We start from the raw sequence: 15,213 nt of genomic DNA on the forward strand, positions 1-15,213 counted from the left end.
CCAAATATTTTATTTTTATTTCATCATTTCAGTGTGTTATAAAAGCTTATGCTAACTCCAGTCATGACTTTCAATTTTTGTTATTGGCAAATCATTACAAAAAGCCAGGCCTGCCCGTTGCAGTTACTTGAACATACGCAATTGCATCATTGAGTTGGCCTGCATATGGGTTTGACGTCCTGATATTCCCCAGATATTATTTGGCTGCATGATCTGGGGCTGTTGTGCGCCAGTTTCCGGAACCGATCCATAAGCTCCGGAAACACTATAAGCTGCAGCTTCTTCTGATGTTTTTATGCAGGCAAAAACGGCAGAAATGGCTGCCGCAAGTTTCTTTTTATCCATTTTAATCCCTTTGTCCTATACAGGTATATTTCCATGTTTTTTGGCCGGTCTTAATTCTCTTTTCGTTGCCATGGCCTCAAGGGCATCAATAAGCACCGGTCTTGTCTGAGACGGTTGAATAACTGCATCCACATAGCCTCTGGCAGCAGCACAATACGGGTTGGAAAATTTTTCATTATATTCTTCTATTTTTTCCTTTCTTTCTGCCACAGAATCCTTTGCTCCGCTAATTTGCTTTGCATGTATAATATTGGCAGCCGCATCAGCCCCCATGACGGCAATCTCTGCAGTGGGCCATGCAAAGGCCATATCAGCACCCAGATGTTTTGAACACATTGCAAGGTAGGACCCGCCATAAGCTTTGCGTGTAATCAGCAACAGTTTAGGCACGGTAGCTTCAGAATAACACCATAAAAGCTTGGCTCCATGCCGTATAATACCACCCCATTCCTGAGTGCTTCCCGGCAGATATCCGGGCACGTCGGCAATTGTCAGCAAAGGAATATTGAATGCATCGCAAAACCGGATAAACCGGGTGGCCTTGTCAGAAGCATCAATGTCCAAACATCCGGCCAGGTGATTAGGCTGATTGGCAATAATCCCAATGGACCTACCATTGAGCCTTGCAAAACAGATCACCATATTTTTGGCATAATACTGGTGGGGCTCAAAATATTTTTTGTCATCCACAATCGCGGTGATCACATTTTTAATGTCATATGGTGCATTGGGATTGTCCGGTATGATGGTATCCAGGGATTTATCAGTCCTGCCGGGATCATCCTTGCTCGGAACATATGGGGGATCTTCCATATTGTTGGACGGCAGATAAGACAGGAGTTGTTTTATCTGCAAAATAGCATCTTCATCAGAGTCACATGCAAATTGTGCCACACCGGATTTCTCATTATGGGTCATGGCACCGCCAAGCTCTTCAAAACTAATCGCTTCACCAGTAACCGCTTTAATAACATTGGGTCCGGTGATAAACATATAACTGGATTTTTTAACCATGAAAACAAAATCCGTCATGGCAGGTGAATACACAGCACCACCGGCCGTGGGCCCCATAATTGCTGAAATCTGGGGAATAACACCGGAAGCCGCTGAATTCCTGAAAAAGATTTCTCCATACCCGGCCAAGGCACCAATTCCTTCCTGGATTCTTGCGCCGCCTGAATCATTCATACCAATGATGGGGGCACCCGCTTTTATGGCCATATCCATTACCTTACAGATTTTCTTGGCGTGCATTTCCCCCAGAGACCCTGCCCTTGCAGTAAAATCCTGGGCATAGGCAAATACGACCCTGCCATCAACCTTACCATGCCCTGTTATAACACCATCCGCCGGTATATCTTTATTTTCCATTCCAAAATTGGTACACCTGTGGCTAACAAACATATCCAGCTCTCTAAAGGTTCCCTTGTCAAACAAAAGATCAAGCCGCTCTCTGGCATTCAATTTTCCTTGTTCGCGTCGCTTTTCAAGGACTGCTCCCTCGCCCATTTCCAAAATTTTCTGTTCTTTTTGCTTTAGCTCCTTAATCTTGTCAGATGTGACTCCCATAAGATAAATCCCTTCTTAATAATTTTATTTATTATTTTAAACTATTTATTCATTACTTTGATTGCTCAACTTAAACCGCCATGCACAAAACCAATCTTCCGGATGAATATCCGGTGGACACCCTATACATTCCGTTTCAATTCTTTTATCAATGCCCCTTGCAAAATATGCATATTCAACCAGTCCTGCTGATTTACAGGGATAATCATCCAATTTTTTCCTTTTTCTCGCAGACTGTACCCTGCAGTCGTTCATTTGGAAGATAAAACTTTCAGGACCTTCATCAACAATAGATTGCTTATTGATAATTGAATACATCCTGAAATTTAACGCTTTTTTTAACCCTGCAAGCCCGCAACCGTCATTGAGTTTTAGAAACTTTTTTATCGCAAAGGCTTCGTAGGGTGAAAACTGTGCCCAACAAGAATCATTACATCTTTTGGCATCATTCATTCCATTGTCAAATTCAACCGCCTGAAACCAGACCCCATCATTAACCAACCAGTTTTTTGCCACTGCCGCCATTAAGGCGTCAATGTTTTCTTCCTTCATGTCCATTAATACTTTTGGCAAACCATCTTCAAGCTCGAAACCCAAAACATCTGCGAATCTTTTCAGGCCAATTGAAAAGCTTTTTTCCGTAGCTTTTTCAAAAATTTCCAAAGCCTTTTCCATGCCCATCTGGTGCCTGACTTCCGTAAACCAAAAACTATAGTGAACTACAATTCGAGTTAACATGTCAACAATTAATCTTGTTTTCATACTTTTATTCAGATCTGAAAAGTTTTCATTTTCATTTTCCATCAGGCTTATTTCCTTTTTTAAATAATTTTAAGTTTCTATTATCATTAACATATTCCGCCAAGAACCAATTCAGGGCAAAATTATTGTCAAAATTTGATTACAATATTTTTCAACGGCTGAATCAAAGGCAAAAATCATTGAATTCAGAATAAAAATATTCTATTAATAAACAAAAAAAAATGTTTTTTTCAAATTAAGATAAAATTTTTACAATATTAAGGTTATCAGCAAGGACAAATTAAAATGAGTGTTAAAATAAATATACATGTTACACATCGCCAGCATACCAATGGAAAAAAAACAATAGAAGTTGAAGGAACAACTGTTGGTGAAGCATTAAATGATTTTGTTGCCATGTATCCTGATATGAAAAAGGAGTTGTTCGATAAAAAAGGGAAACTGCTCAACTATATTGAGATCTACCTGAATAAAAAAAGTGCATACCCCGGAGAACTGGAAAAAAAGGTGACAGATGGTGATGAAATCCAGATCATAACCTTCCTTGCCGGTGGATGATGCATAACACTGACGATCACATCGCGTTTGAATGAGTGTCGAGGCCAATGAATGAAATCTGAATATCAACACAAAGTACTGATAGTTGACAATGACGACCGAATCAATGAAACCATTAATCAAGTTCTTCAAATGGAAGAAATTCAGGCTGTTTTTGCAGACAGTGGGGAATCCGCACTTGAGGAAATTAAAAAAACGAACCGCCCCTTTTCATTAATCATTGCAGATCAAAATTTGCCGGGTATGAAAGGAACCAAGTTTTTTGAGCATACAAAGAAACTCACCCCGGAGACTGCCCGTTTTATGATTACAGGCCATATGCAAGTGGAAACCATTATTAATGCCGTCAATAAAGGTGCAATTCAAAGGTATAATGTCAAACCATGGCAATATGATGATCTTGTCGAGGCTATCAAGACCGGTATTAAACAGTATGAATTCTTTTTAGACTATGAAAACCTTTTAACTCTTGCCAAAAAACAGAATGCTGAATTATATGAACTTGCTTGTGAATTAACAGAGACAACAAAAAGTCATGGCAGGATACTCCACGAACTTGATAATGATATTGAACGAATTAAAAAAGAAATTAAAAATCTTTTATCCCATCCCACAAATCAGAATATACTTCCGGATGAAATCGAAAAAATTGAGACTCTTTTTTCAGAGACCATTAAAGAGATGTATGGCCAATTCAAGGAATTAGGCTATAGAAACGGTTTTGATATGCCTCATATACAATATGAAAGAAAATAATGGAAAGAAAAAGACCTAAAGCCATCATCCTTGAAAACAATGACACTGTCCGGAAGCATGCCAAATCCATCTTGAATAAAGAGGGATGGACGGTAATTTGTGAACAAATACCCGAAGATGCAATGAACACCCTTTGTCAAGCATCTAAAACAATACCCTTTGCTCTGGTCATAAGCAACTTTAAACTGCCTGAAATGGGAAACAATGATATTCTGCAAAAGGTAAAACTCATATCTCCACTAACTCAAAGAATGCTGCTGGTATCGGCTGACAAACTCGAAACTTTGATCCATGCCGTTAACAAAGCGAATATTCATGCATGTATCACCTCACCATTTAAAGATGAGGATCTGATTGATCAAACCAGGAATTGTTTTCGACAATTCAAACATGCATTAAAAAGGCAACAATTAAAACGTGTAGTGCTTCATCAAAACAAACAATTGCTTGAAATCACACAAAAACTCAAAAAAAAAGAGACCGCATATACGCATCTTATTAATGAAAAAAAAAATCAAATATTGAGACTGAAATCAAAAAAAAGAGAAATTGAAGCCGCTCATGATTTAAATATCAATATATCCCTTTCTCGCCTAATGGACGATAAAGGGATCATGCCATCACAAGATGCGTTTAAGAAAGAGTTTATTGCTCTTTATGAAACCATCCAGAACTTTTTTGATCAACTGAGCAACAAATACCATTCAGATCCGATAAATCTTAATCTGGAAGAAATTTTATATCCTGAAAAATACGATGCCCAACAAGCCCCCCAAACGAACCAACCAGAATACCCCGAACTTATAGAAAAAATTTTAAAATCAGCTTTCATCCATAGGGCAAATACAAAAAAACAGGATCATGATCTGATATTTGAACCCAATAATACCATGATAAATACCAAAGAATTTATTATGGACAAGTACTTTGAAATTTCAATTTCTGAAGATCAGACAAAGGCTTATGTTCAAAAAATCAAGAGGGCTGATCATAACAAACCATTGCCCAATTTTTTCAACCTTCTTGACCTGCTGAAACAAAATAGAATTTGCCATGGGATTCTCGATGATGAGAGCATTAAAGCCTGGATTGCCAAACCATCTGCAGAAAAATTTCTCATTGCCAAAGGGACAAATCCGATTTATGGCCGTGATGCTAAAATAACTTTTTATTTTAAAACTGATTTTACAGATCCCGGAAAAATCGAAAAAAACGGCAGCATTAATTTCAGGGAAAGGGGAGAGATCTCCCATGTCAAAAAGGGAAACCTTCTTGTCCAAAAAGTACCGGCACAAGACTGCAAACCCGGCATTTCCATCTTTGGTGTCCCAATCACTGTGGATGAACCAATGGAAAGTATTTTCATCCCCGGTTCTGGAACTAAAATATCAGAAGATGGCTTAAGACTGTATGCCGCTATTGATGGCCAACCACACATAGATGCCCTATGTACTGTTTCGGTTAACCCGGAACTTGTCATCCCGGGTGATGTAGATTTTAAAACCGGCAATATCAACTTTGAAGGGGATATTATTGTCAAAGGCACTATCAAAGAAGGATTCACCGTAAAGGGAATAAACCTGACTGCCCGAGAAATAGAAGGAGCTACCATAGATCTGTCAGGAAATTTGAAAGTTTCTGCAGGAATTAAAGGCTCAAGCATTTCAACCCATGGAAACATTTATGCAAAATTTATCAATCATTCCAATATCATGGGATTTGGAGACCTGATTATATCAAAGGAAATTATTGACTCGGACATTTTATTGAGCGGGGCTTGCCTAAATCAGACAGGCCATATTATTTCTTCCCAAATTACTGCCAGACTGGGTATTGAAGCAGGCAATATCGGTACACACGCTTCAATATCGTCCAAACTCAAAATAGGTACAAATGATCATATAGAGGCAATTGAAAAACAAATTAGTAAGGCTTTGAAAATATCGGTTGATGCATCCAACGTATTAAGAGATGAAATTAAAAAGCTTGAGCATCAGGATCAGGAACTCTACCGGCAGATATCTGAAAACGCCCATATACAGGATCGCGCCCAGATAGAAATAAAGGAATTAAAAAAAAATCTGGCAGATATCGAAACATCAACTAAAATAGAAAAGCTGATCGAAGCAGTAAAAAATTCTGAGCAGGAATTAAACACTGCTTTTAAAATTCAGGATAAAATAGCCGACAAAATTGAACAAATTAAAACACAACTCACTGAAATGGAAGAAAAAAATAAGCAGCTTGTCATTAAAAAAACTGCATTAAAAGAATTTTCAAAAAAAGACATCACCCGGGCACTTGTCACCATAGCAAAAACCATCACCCAGAATTCAGCCATCATGGGGCCAAACTCTTCCATTATTATAAAAGAAGACATATCCCGGTGCAAAATCCAGGAAATTGTCTCATCAGCGAACGATGGTAAACTCCATGAAATGAATATTTCAGCAATTTAAACCGATAAACCCAGATTCAAATAGTATTCCCCTTCTTCTTCTTTTCCGCGTTTTATGCAGCCATTCCCATATATGGTGCATTTTTTTTTCAAGACCTTTTTTGTTTTTTCAACCTGATCTTGCGTCAGACTGTTTGATTCCAGAAGAGCTGATAATGAACGAATTCTGAATTTATCCTGAGAATGAAAGCTTGAAAGTTGATCTTTATGTCCTCCCCGCTTTATGGTATAGGGCTTATCAATCAAAAAAATCGGAATGGTGGAACTGACACGGAGCCATAGATCATAATCCTCACAAACAATAAATTCTTCATTAAAATACCCTTTTAATTCAAACAATTGTTTTCGCATCATCACTGCAGACGGGCTTACCAGGCAAAGATTCAATGAGGGTTCAAATATCATCCCGGAAGGTTTCTTGTGTTTGACTTTTGGATTAACCCGCTTGCCATTCCTGATCCAGATCTCTTCGGTCTGACAAATAAGGGCCTCTGAATGGCGCTTAAAAAATGCCACCTGGCAGGATATTTTTCTTTTATCCCAGGTGTCATCGGAATCCAGCAAGGCAATAAATGCCCCTCTGCTATTTTTTATCCCTGCATTTCTTGCAGCGCTGACCCCTGAATTTTCCTGTTTTAAAACAATGAGTTTATTTTTATATTCCTCTTTATATTTCTCAAGCAATTTTTGCGTATGGTCTGTTGATCCGTCATCTATCACAATCAGTTCGATATGGGGATAATCCTGTGAAAAAACGGAGTCCAAGGCGTCTTTTAATGCCCATGCACGGTTGAATGAGGGCAGAATAACACTGACAAGATTTTCATTTGTTTTATCATTCATTGCACCTGTATATCATTTATTTTTTGGCGGGGCAATCATGGCTAAAAGTTGCATGCAAGGCATAAGAAGAAAAATCATTCTTATAAAATAAAAAGAAATAATCATGATTAATTTAAATATTGGTTATCCTTGACATACAAATATAAATCACTTAATGAAAAGCCTTAATTCACAGATATTTATTATCTAATATGAGGATATTATGGGAAAAGGCAAAACGTCTAAACATTTAATTGACAAGGAATGGTGCAAAGGGTGTGGTATCTGCATTCATTTTTGTCCAAAAAATGTACTTGAATTTGATGAGTACGGAAAGGCACAAGCAATAAGGCCTGAGGATTGTATTTTATGCAAACTGTGCGAAATTAGATGCCCCGATTTAGCAATACAAGTCATGGAAAAAGAGGAAGGGGAAGAGAAAAATGAATAATGAACAGGATGTAAGGTTTATTCAGGGAAACGAAGCCTGCGTGGAAGGCGCTCTCTATGCCGGGATTGATTTTTTCGCAGGATACCCGATCACCCCATCCACTGAAATTGCAGAAACCCTTGCATTGAGGCTTCCCCAAAAAGGCGGCAAATTCATCCAGATGGAGGATGAAATCGCATCAATGGCTGCCGTTATAGGCGCCTCTCTCACAGGAAAAAAGGCAATGACAGCCACATCCGGCCCTGGCTTTTCTCTTAAACAGGAAGCCTTAGGCTATGCATGCATGGCTGAAATCCCCTGTGTTATTGCCAATGTACAGCGCGGCGGCCCTTCAACAGGCAATCCCACCCATGTAAGCCAGGGAGATATTAATCAAGCCAGATGGGGAACACATGGAGATCATGCCATAATTGCGCTTACCGCATCCAATCATCAGGACATTTTTAAAATCACAGTTGACGCCTTTAATATGGCTGAAACCTATCGAACCCCGGTTATCCTACTGCTGGATGAAGTCATCGGACATATGCGGGAAAAACTTGTGATTCCGGAACCCGGTGAAATTCCCGTTGTGGAACGCCTCAGAACCTCGGTCAAAAAAGGGGTGGATTATCATCCATACCTTCCAAGAGAAGACGGTCGGCTGCCCATGTCTGATTTCGGCGGTGAACACCGTTATAATGTTACCGGACTATTCCACGACATGTGGGGTTTTCCCAGCAACAACCCCAGAATTGTTGACGGACTCTTAAGACACCTGATGGATAAAATAGAAAACAATATTAATGACATCAGCATGTATAAAGAATACTGGCTGGATGATGCGGAATATATTCTGATCTCTTATGGATCTTCTGCCAGATCCGCTATTCACATGGCAAAAAACAGGCGTTCATGGGGAGTTAAGATAGGGGTTCTGGAATTACAGACCCTCTGGCCCTTTCCTTCTGGTATGGTCAGGGAAAAATGCGCGAGAGCCAAAGCAGTTATCGTGGTTGAAATGAATATGGGCCAGGTGGTCACCCAGGTCAAAAATGCAGTCAACAACCCCAATGCTGTTTTTCTTGCAAACAGGGTGGACGGAGAATTGATTTCACCGACTAATATTAAAAGCATTCTAAGGATGATCCAGGGAAAAGGGGTATGAGATGACAAAAAAACCATTTGACGTTAAAGACTATATTCGATCACGGTTCTTTCCCCATCTCTGGTGTCCCGGCTGCGGTCATGGAATCGTTTTGAGTGCCTTGCTGCGGGCGGTTCATGAACTTGAGCTGGATAAAAATGAAATCGTTGTAACTTCGGGTATCGGTTGTTCATCCAGGATTTCAGGATATGTTGATTTTCACTCACTGCATACCATCCATGGAAGGGCACTTGCCTTTGCAACAGGGGTTAAGCTGTCAAAACCCAATTTAAAAGCCATTGTTCCCATGGGGGATGGAGATGCCCTTGCCATTGGCGGCAACCATTTTATACATGCGGCCAGACGAAACATAGACATTACAGCCATTGTGATGAACAACAAAATTTACGGCATGACAGGCGGACAGTTTTCTCCTTTGTCCGGCTGCGGTAAAAAAGCCACAACCGCACCTTTTTCAAGTATTGACAGAAGTTTTGACATTGCCGAACTGGCCAGGGGTGCAGGTGCGAGCTTTGTGGCCAGATCCACTGTATACCATGCCAATGAATGTAAGGATTTTATAAAAAAAGGTATCACCCACAAAGGATTTTCAGTTGTGGAAATCCTGACCCAATGTCCGACCCATTATGGAAGAAAAAACAAAGAAGGGGATGCCATCCAGATGATGGAAGGGTATAAAACCCAAACCGCTAAAATAGGCTCCAAAAAACTGGAAAAAAATCCAGGGTTGATCCAGAGAGGAATTTTTGTTGAAAATACGGATATCCCGGAATATTGTGAGGCATATGATCAAATTATTGAAAAAGCAAAGAAAGGAACAGCATAATGGAACGGTCACGATTGGTTTTTTCAGGTTCAGGAGGCCAAGGCGTCATAACTGCTGCCATCATACTTGCAAAGGCTGCTGCGATTTTTGAACATAAAAATGCCATTCAGTCCCAAAGTTATGGTGCGGCTGCAAGGGGCGGCATCACCAGAAGTGATGTCATTATTGATGATTCTAAAATATTTTTTCCCAAAGTAACACAACCCAATATTCTGGTCAGCCTGACCCAGGAAAGCTACAATAATTTTGCTTCCATCATCAGGCCGGGGGGACTGCTTTTGGTGGATTCAAAATATGTCACCATTGAAAACAAAGTAGTGGCAAAACATATCAGTCTCCCCATGTATGATACAGTTATAAAAGAGATCAAAACACCCATTGTGTTTAATATCTGCATGCTTGGAACCCTGATAGGGATTTCAGAACTCATCAAGCCTGAATCCATTATAAAAGTTCTTGAAAACATCATTCCCGAAGAATTTATGGAGATGAACCAAAAAGCCCTGAATATAGGATTAGAAATGGGTGGAAAGAAAAAATATTAATTGTCTTTTGAAGTCGGTGCCGGCGAACCGGCTTCAGGGAAAAGATCTTCTAAGTTCAATCCTTTTATTTTTTTTAAGCAGTCTTCCAATGCGTTTTGCTCATTGTCACCTGCGCCCTGGTGTTCCGGTTTTGCCACAATATTGACCAGATTGGGAACCGCTATGAATTTATCTGCCAGGTTTCCCTGGATTTTTGAAGACTTTCATATAAAAACACGCCACCCGTAAAAGGGAATAGCGTCCCATTGATTTTTGGCTATTTTATTCCAGTAGCACTTTAATTAACAATACAAACGGAAAATATCAAATCAATAAAATTATTTCCATTGTGTTAATACGTCAGCAACAGAAGGCAAGTTTTTGAATCATCAGCAGTGGAAAGTTGGTTATAAAAATTTTAAATGTTATTTTTTAGAAATCTTTTTCCACCGGTATCTAAAAGTATGATGGTTCATGTTTAACAATCTTGCGGCTTTGCTTTCATTGCCTTTGGAAAATTCAAGAGCCTGTTCCATATATTTTTTTTCAGTGGTTTCAAGCAATTGGTCAAGATCAATTCCCTCAGGGCCAAGCTTATGATCCTGTTTGATGTCAAGCGGTGGGGTATCATTTATTAAAGTTGGTGCCCCCTTGAGTTTATCCAGCTCCAGCCGATCTGTTTTTGAAATAAGTACGGCCCGTTCGACCATGTTTTTCAATTCCCTGGCATTGCCAGTGAATTCATAGGACAAAAGATGATTTTCCGCATCTTTAGAAAATCCTTTTAAAGTTTTTGAAAATTTTTTATTAAATTCATGCAAAAAATGTTTGGCAAGAGGAAGGATATCCTCTTTTCGTTCATTCAGGGACGGAACTTCAGCCTTGATCACACACAACCTGAAATACAAATCTTTTCTGAATTTTTCCTCATCCACAAGATCATCAATTTTTTTATTTGTTGCTGAAACAACACGAGTCCTGACATGGTATCTTTTGGTTCCGCCCACCTTGTAGAATTCCCCGTCTTCTAAAAATCTCAACAGCTTTGCCTGGCCCGCCAGACTCAAATCCGCCACCTCGTCCAAAAAAAGGGTGCCGCCATCCGCCTCTTCTATAAATCCTTTCTTTCCCTGGCTGCTGGCCCCGGAAAAGGCACCTGATTCATATCCGAAAAGCTCTGACTCAATAAGGTCTTCGGGAAATGCCGAACAATTTACAGGAATAAACGGCCCTTGAAAAACAGGACTTCTGGCGTGGATGGCCTTTGCAATAAGTTCTTTTCCCGTGCCGGTTTCCCCCAAAATCATAATAGGCGTATCAGAACTTTTTGAAACCATATTAATAAAATCCATTACATTTTCAATATTCTTGCTCTCCCCGATAAAACAGGGCAGGTTATCTTGAAGATACTTTTCCTGGAGAATTTTGACTTCCTTTATCAGAGCAATAGACGAAATAGCCTTTTGAATGGTAAGTTCAAGGATATCGAGATTAATGGGTTTCAAAATAAAATCAAACGCCCCGATTTTCATGGACCGGATCACCATATTAATATCTTCATATGCAGTTATCATAATAACGGGAATGTCATTATGTTTTTGTTTCAGGATTTCAAGAGCCTCTATACCAGTCATTATGGGAAGGCCGATATCCATCAACACCAGATCCGGGGTTTGTTGTTCAAGGGACGCTAAAAAAGATTCCGCGCTTTCGAAAAGGATTATATCATATTGATCGGAAAGTGTTATATCAAGCGCATCCCGGATGATCTCTTCATCATCAACAATGGCAATGGAATACTTTATCATAATAACCGGATCACCCCTCTTTATGTTCGATGGGCAGTTCGATAATAAACCTGGCTCCACCGTTTTTAGTTGTATGAAACTTTAAGGCTCCTCCGTGATCTAAAATGATACGATGACAAATACTTAATCCGATACCGGAACTATTGGATTTTGTCGTATAAAAAGGATCAAAAATTTTGGACTGTCCCGACAAAGGTATACCCGGCCCCGTGTCCCTTACACTTATGACTACATTATTATCCTTTTTAAAGGTTTTCAGAATTATTAATTTTTCACCTTGAAACTCTTTCATTGCTTCTGCCGCATTGGTGATCAAATTTAAGATGACCTGTTCTATCAAATGAGGTTCTGCAAAGCATTTTGGGATATTCGGATCAAGGTATTTTTCAAATCTAATCCCGCTTTTTCTTAAGGTAACCGATGTCAGTTTTGTCACTTCGTCAATATAATCATTCAAATTTGTCATGATAAATTGAGGCTGGCTGGGTTTTGAAAAATCCATTACCCGTTTTATAATGGATTCGATCTTGTATGACGCCAGTTCAATTTTATCAATAATTGATACCACCTTTGTGATATCCCCCATTTGATTATAAATTTTTTTCAAGGCTTTAAGATAAATATATATTCCGGATAACGGGTTTCTAATTTCATGTGCAATGCCTGCTGTTACCCGCCCAAGGGAAGTCATTTTGTCTTGTATCCTTAAAAAATTCTCTCCCTCTTTTGAATCCGTGATATCCATGATATTTGTCAATACGGATTCAACCCCCAGATAATTGATTTTGGTCGCGCTTAAGAAAGCCCACCTGATTTCAGGATCGGCTTTATCCTCATCAAAAGGGCTGTATCTGAAATCAGTTTGAATATGCTTAATTTTATTTGACAGCAATTCAATGTACAATTTTTTTATCCGGGCACGGTCATCCACATACACATCTAAAAATCCAGGTGGTTGAAATACGTCCGTCATCAAACCATGAATCTTTCTAAGCCCGGCTTTTTTATATACGATTTTATGGTTCTGTATAATGGAGATGCAATTCAAGGAATTCTCTATAAGGGTTTTGAACCTAACCTGGCTTTGCTTACGGTCTTGTTCCGCAAACTTTCTTTTTTCTTCCAATTCCAGCCGATACAGGCCAAAAGCAATATCATTTGAAATTTCTTTTACAATATTCTTTTCTGTTTCATCCAAAGCAAGCTCTTTGGGTATTGACACGACCATAAACCCATAGTTCGTCTCCTCGTATTCCAGCCGGACGGCCAAAGCGCCTCTGTGTGAATAATTTTCAGACAAAAGACAGTCTGCACATTCTTTAATGGGATCATCAGTTGAAAAAACCTCTTTTGAAACTAGTGTATGCTCAACACAACGGGTGAAAATCTGGTTTTCAATATTTGTTTTAACATCATCAAACCGGATGTCCATGCCGGAATCAGCAATGAGATCAATTATTTTATCACTGGCTTTGCCACTAAAATTACCACTGAATTTGCCAGAGCTGAACAACCCTATCCAGGCATTATAATATCCCCTTTTTTCAACCAGGATATTACAAATTCCTTTGATTAATTTTTCCCTGTTATTTTCACTGATCAAAAGCCTTCCCACATCCCGGATTGTTCTCAAAACCAGGTTGAGACGTTCAATCTTTTTTATTTTTAAGTCTTTCTCCACAAACATTCCTTACAGGTTAAAAAATATTATTCCCTTGATTATTTGTTTTTTACCTTAATGACAAGAAAAAACCAAACTTTTTCCAAGGTTAATCCTGTTAGAGTTATCTCAGAGATATCTGCGGTTTCAAAGAATCAGTCATATCAATCATAGAACATGCCCAATATGATTAGCTTTGACAAACTGTTTAACCTATCTTGAGCCATAAAGGTCTTTTTGGTCTTGGTGACCTTTAAACTCAAACCTGGTTGTTTATTATCCCAATACTAATAAGGCTTAATGCCTTTGGCAATAAGATTTTTTTCAATAAAGTTGGCTGTAAATCTTATGACCATGTCACCCCCCCAGTAGCTTTCAAGTACCAGTACTCGCCTGGTACTCCTTTTTTACCAAAAATGAATTAATTTTACTGAAGTGACATATAGATGACAAACAAAGTAAAGGCGATAGAGGTAGTATTTTTAATCATCCAAGTTTATATGAAAAAACTTTTAACCTTCTGAAATTAAATATCTTTCATTATTGTGGCAGAGTGATCTGCCATGGCTGTTATTTATACTTAACGCGCACCAATGATATACCGGAAATTATCCATAGCAGTGCCGGAAATGTTGAGATCTTTCAATAAAGTATCTGCAAGTTTTTTAATAAATGTAATTTTATCTTCTTTTGGGTAAACAGGCTTTAACTCCCCTTTGATATTGGCCAGTTCCCCTGTCCACCGAACTGCATCATCAAGATTTCCCAGACGGTCAATCAATTTCAAATTAAGAGCTTTTGCACCTGTATAAATTCTTCCGTCCGCAAGGGCCTCCATGGTCTTAACAGCCATACCCCTTGCATTTGCAGCATCATTTACAAATTGGAGATGAAGTTCATCCACAAGGGCTTGAAGAATTTTCTTTTCCGGCTCCTTAAGCTCCCTCAACGGTGAACCCATATCCTTGAACTGGCCACTCTTAATAACAACCGGAGATATACCAATTTTCCTGGCAATTTCCATGACATTGGCATATTCCATGATCACACCGATACTGCCGGTAATGGTTCCCGGATTAGCAATAATCTTGTCAGTTGCAGATGCAATATAGTACCCGCCAGAAGCTGCTACAGATCCCATGGAAGCGATGATTTTTTTTTCCATTCTGGTTTTCATGACTTCCCGGTAAATTTCCTGAGAAGGTCCAATTCCTCCACCGGGAGAGTCGATTCTTAAAATTATGGCTTTGATCGCATCATCATCACGAAAAGTTTTAATGTTTTGGATAATATCTTTTGAAGACAGAATCATTCCATTGATTTCAACAATACCTATATTGCCGCCGGCAGATGTATAGTGCCGGGAAAATTGAGTGTTCAGCATTGTTGAACTCAGTGACACAAGCACTACAAATCCTGAAAACATAACCGTTAAACAGACTGAAATAATCATCAAAAAAAAGAGGAATGGATGTCTTCTGGCAAACATATAACCGTCCTGATAAGCAATATTAAAAAAGGGTTAAA

General features: G+C 39.0%; 15 protein-coding genes. 7 read left to right on the top strand and 8 right to left on the bottom strand.

From position 1 onward, the window contains the following. Positions 1-123: 123 nt before the first annotated feature. From TOL2_RS16720 to TOL2_RS16730, 3 genes are read right to left on the bottom strand one after another with little or no spacing between them, the layout of a single operon-like run. Positions 124-345: a hypothetical protein gene (locus TOL2_RS16720; RefSeq protein ID WP_014958478.1), complete on the bottom strand. Its 222-nt coding sequence runs from the start codon at positions 343-345 to the stop codon at positions 124-126. Positions 346-360: 15 nt separating this feature from the next. Further along, positions 361-1,914, bottom strand: a complete 1,554-nt coding sequence (locus tag TOL2_RS16725) for an acyl-CoA carboxylase subunit beta (protein WP_014958479.1) — start codon at positions 1,912-1,914, stop codon at positions 361-363. A gap of 45 nt (positions 1,915-1,959) precedes the next feature. Continuing rightward, entirely contained in the window at positions 1,960-2,718 is a 759-nt protein-coding gene (locus TOL2_RS16730; RefSeq protein WP_014958480.1) for a DUF6125 family protein, read from the bottom strand. 243 nt (positions 2,719-2,961) lie between these two features. Between TOL2_RS16730 and TOL2_RS16735 the strand changes: the two genes are divergently transcribed. Genes TOL2_RS16735 through TOL2_RS16745 form a run of 3 tightly spaced genes read left to right on the top strand, consistent with a single transcriptional unit; the run spans position 2,962 to position 6,449 of the window. After that, positions 2,962-3,234 (top strand): MoaD/ThiS family protein, encoded by a 273-nt coding sequence (locus TOL2_RS16735; RefSeq protein WP_014958481.1) that lies wholly within the window; start codon positions 2,962-2,964, stop codon positions 3,232-3,234. Between the two features lie 51 nt (positions 3,235-3,285). Continuing rightward, positions 3,286-3,990, top strand: a complete 705-nt coding sequence (locus TOL2_RS16740) for a response regulator (protein WP_014958482.1) — start codon at positions 3,286-3,288, stop codon at positions 3,988-3,990. Further along, positions 3,990-6,449 carry a flagellar assembly protein A gene (locus TOL2_RS16745; RefSeq protein WP_014958483.1) on the top strand — a complete coding sequence of 820 codons (2,460 nt, stop codon included), beginning with the start codon at positions 3,990-3,992 and terminating at the stop codon, positions 6,447-6,449. Before TOL2_RS16740 ends, TOL2_RS16745 begins: the two co-directional genes overlap by 1 nt. On the opposite strand, the gene TOL2_RS16750 is transcribed toward TOL2_RS16745, so the two are convergent. Further along, on the bottom strand, positions 6,446-7,291 hold the full coding sequence (locus tag TOL2_RS16750) for a glycosyltransferase family 2 protein (protein WP_014958484.1): 846 nt from the start codon (positions 7,289-7,291) through the stop codon (positions 6,446-6,448). The two genes, TOL2_RS16745 and TOL2_RS16750, sit on opposite strands and share 4 nt — an antisense overlap. A 202-nt stretch (positions 7,292-7,493) precedes the next feature. Between TOL2_RS16750 and TOL2_RS16755 the strand changes: the two genes are divergently transcribed. The 4 genes from TOL2_RS16755 to TOL2_RS16770 are packed head-to-tail and all read left to right on the top strand — an operon-like array spanning position 7,494 to position 10,239. After that, positions 7,494-7,721 (top strand): 4Fe-4S dicluster domain-containing protein, encoded by a 228-nt coding sequence (locus TOL2_RS16755; RefSeq protein WP_014958485.1) that lies wholly within the window; start codon positions 7,494-7,496, stop codon positions 7,719-7,721. Next, complete coding sequence (locus TOL2_RS16760; protein WP_014958486.1) at positions 7,714-8,868, top strand: 2-oxoacid:acceptor oxidoreductase subunit alpha; 1,155 nt, start codon at positions 7,714-7,716, stop codon at positions 8,866-8,868. The genes TOL2_RS16755 and TOL2_RS16760 overlap by 8 nt, the downstream gene beginning before the upstream one ends. A 1-nt stretch (position 8,869) precedes the next feature. Continuing rightward, entirely contained in the window at positions 8,870-9,694 is an 825-nt protein-coding gene (locus TOL2_RS16765) for a 2-oxoacid:ferredoxin oxidoreductase subunit beta (protein ID WP_014958487.1), read from the top strand. Next, the gene (locus tag TOL2_RS16770; RefSeq protein ID WP_014958488.1) at positions 9,694-10,239 is read left to right on the top strand and encodes a 2-oxoacid:acceptor oxidoreductase family protein; all 546 of its coding nucleotides are present in this window, start codon (positions 9,694-9,696) and stop codon (positions 10,237-10,239) included. The genes TOL2_RS16765 and TOL2_RS16770 overlap by 1 nt, the downstream gene beginning before the upstream one ends. Here the strand turns inward: TOL2_RS16770 and TOL2_RS25015 are convergent. The 4 genes from TOL2_RS25015 to sppA form a co-directional block, all read right to left on the bottom strand. Further along, positions 10,236-10,376, bottom strand: a complete 141-nt coding sequence (locus TOL2_RS25015; protein WP_158406134.1) for a hypothetical protein — start codon at positions 10,374-10,376, stop codon at positions 10,236-10,238. The two genes, TOL2_RS16770 and TOL2_RS25015, sit on opposite strands and share 4 nt — an antisense overlap. 267 nt (positions 10,377-10,643) lie before the next feature. Then, entirely contained in the window at positions 10,644-12,026 is a 1,383-nt protein-coding gene (locus tag TOL2_RS16780; protein WP_014958489.1) for a sigma-54-dependent transcriptional regulator, read from the bottom strand. A 10-nt stretch (positions 12,027-12,036) separates the two neighbouring features. Further along, positions 12,037-13,707, bottom strand: coding sequence for a sensor histidine kinase (locus TOL2_RS16785; protein WP_014958490.1), 1,671 nt, complete (start codon positions 13,705-13,707; stop codon positions 12,037-12,039). 559 nt (positions 13,708-14,266) lie between these two features. Then, positions 14,267-15,175, bottom strand: coding sequence for a signal peptide peptidase SppA (sppA, locus tag TOL2_RS16790; protein WP_014958491.1), 909 nt, complete (start codon positions 15,173-15,175; stop codon positions 14,267-14,269). Positions 15,176-15,213: the final 38 nt, after the last annotated feature.

Origin of the sequence: Desulfobacula toluolica Tol2, from assembly GCF_000307105.1 — a bacterium.
Lineage (GTDB): Bacteria > Desulfobacterota > Desulfobacteria > Desulfobacterales > Desulfobacteraceae > Desulfobacula > Desulfobacula toluolica.

Bases quoted from the DNA above. Each gene is read 5' to 3' on its own strand.
- TOL2_RS16740 (WP_014958482.1), top strand. From the start codon at position 3,286: ATGAAATCTGAATATCAACACAAAGTACTGATAGTTGACAATGACGAC.
- TOL2_RS16720 (WP_014958478.1), bottom strand. From the start codon at position 345: ATGGATAAAAAGAAACTTGCGGCAGCCATTTCTGCCGTTTTTGCCTGC.
- TOL2_RS16735 (WP_014958481.1), top strand. From the start codon at position 2,962: ATGAGTGTTAAAATAAATATACATGTTACACATCGCCAGCATACCAAT.
- TOL2_RS16755 (WP_014958485.1), top strand. From the start codon at position 7,494: ATGGGAAAAGGCAAAACGTCTAAACATTTAATTGACAAGGAATGGTGC.
- TOL2_RS16725 (WP_014958479.1), bottom strand. From the start codon at position 1,914: ATGGGAGTCACATCTGACAAGATTAAGGAGCTAAAGCAAAAAGAACAG.
- sppA (WP_014958491.1), bottom strand. From the start codon at position 15,175: ATGTTTGCCAGAAGACATCCATTCCTCTTTTTTTTGATGATTATTTCA.
- TOL2_RS16780 (WP_014958489.1), bottom strand. From the start codon at position 12,026: ATGATAAAGTATTCCATTGCCATTGTTGATGATGAAGAGATCATCCGG.
- TOL2_RS16760 (WP_014958486.1), top strand. From the start codon at position 7,714: ATGAATAATGAACAGGATGTAAGGTTTATTCAGGGAAACGAAGCCTGC.
- TOL2_RS16730 (WP_014958480.1), bottom strand. From the start codon at position 2,718: ATGGAAAATGAAAATGAAAACTTTTCAGATCTGAATAAAAGTATGAAA.
- TOL2_RS16750 (WP_014958484.1), bottom strand. From the start codon at position 7,291: ATGAATGATAAAACAAATGAAAATCTTGTCAGTGTTATTCTGCCCTCA.
- TOL2_RS16765 (WP_014958487.1), top strand. From the start codon at position 8,870: ATGACAAAAAAACCATTTGACGTTAAAGACTATATTCGATCACGGTTC.
- TOL2_RS16770 (WP_014958488.1), top strand. From the start codon at position 9,694: ATGGAACGGTCACGATTGGTTTTTTCAGGTTCAGGAGGCCAAGGCGTC.
- TOL2_RS16745 (WP_014958483.1), top strand. From the start codon at position 3,990: ATGGAAAGAAAAAGACCTAAAGCCATCATCCTTGAAAACAATGACACT.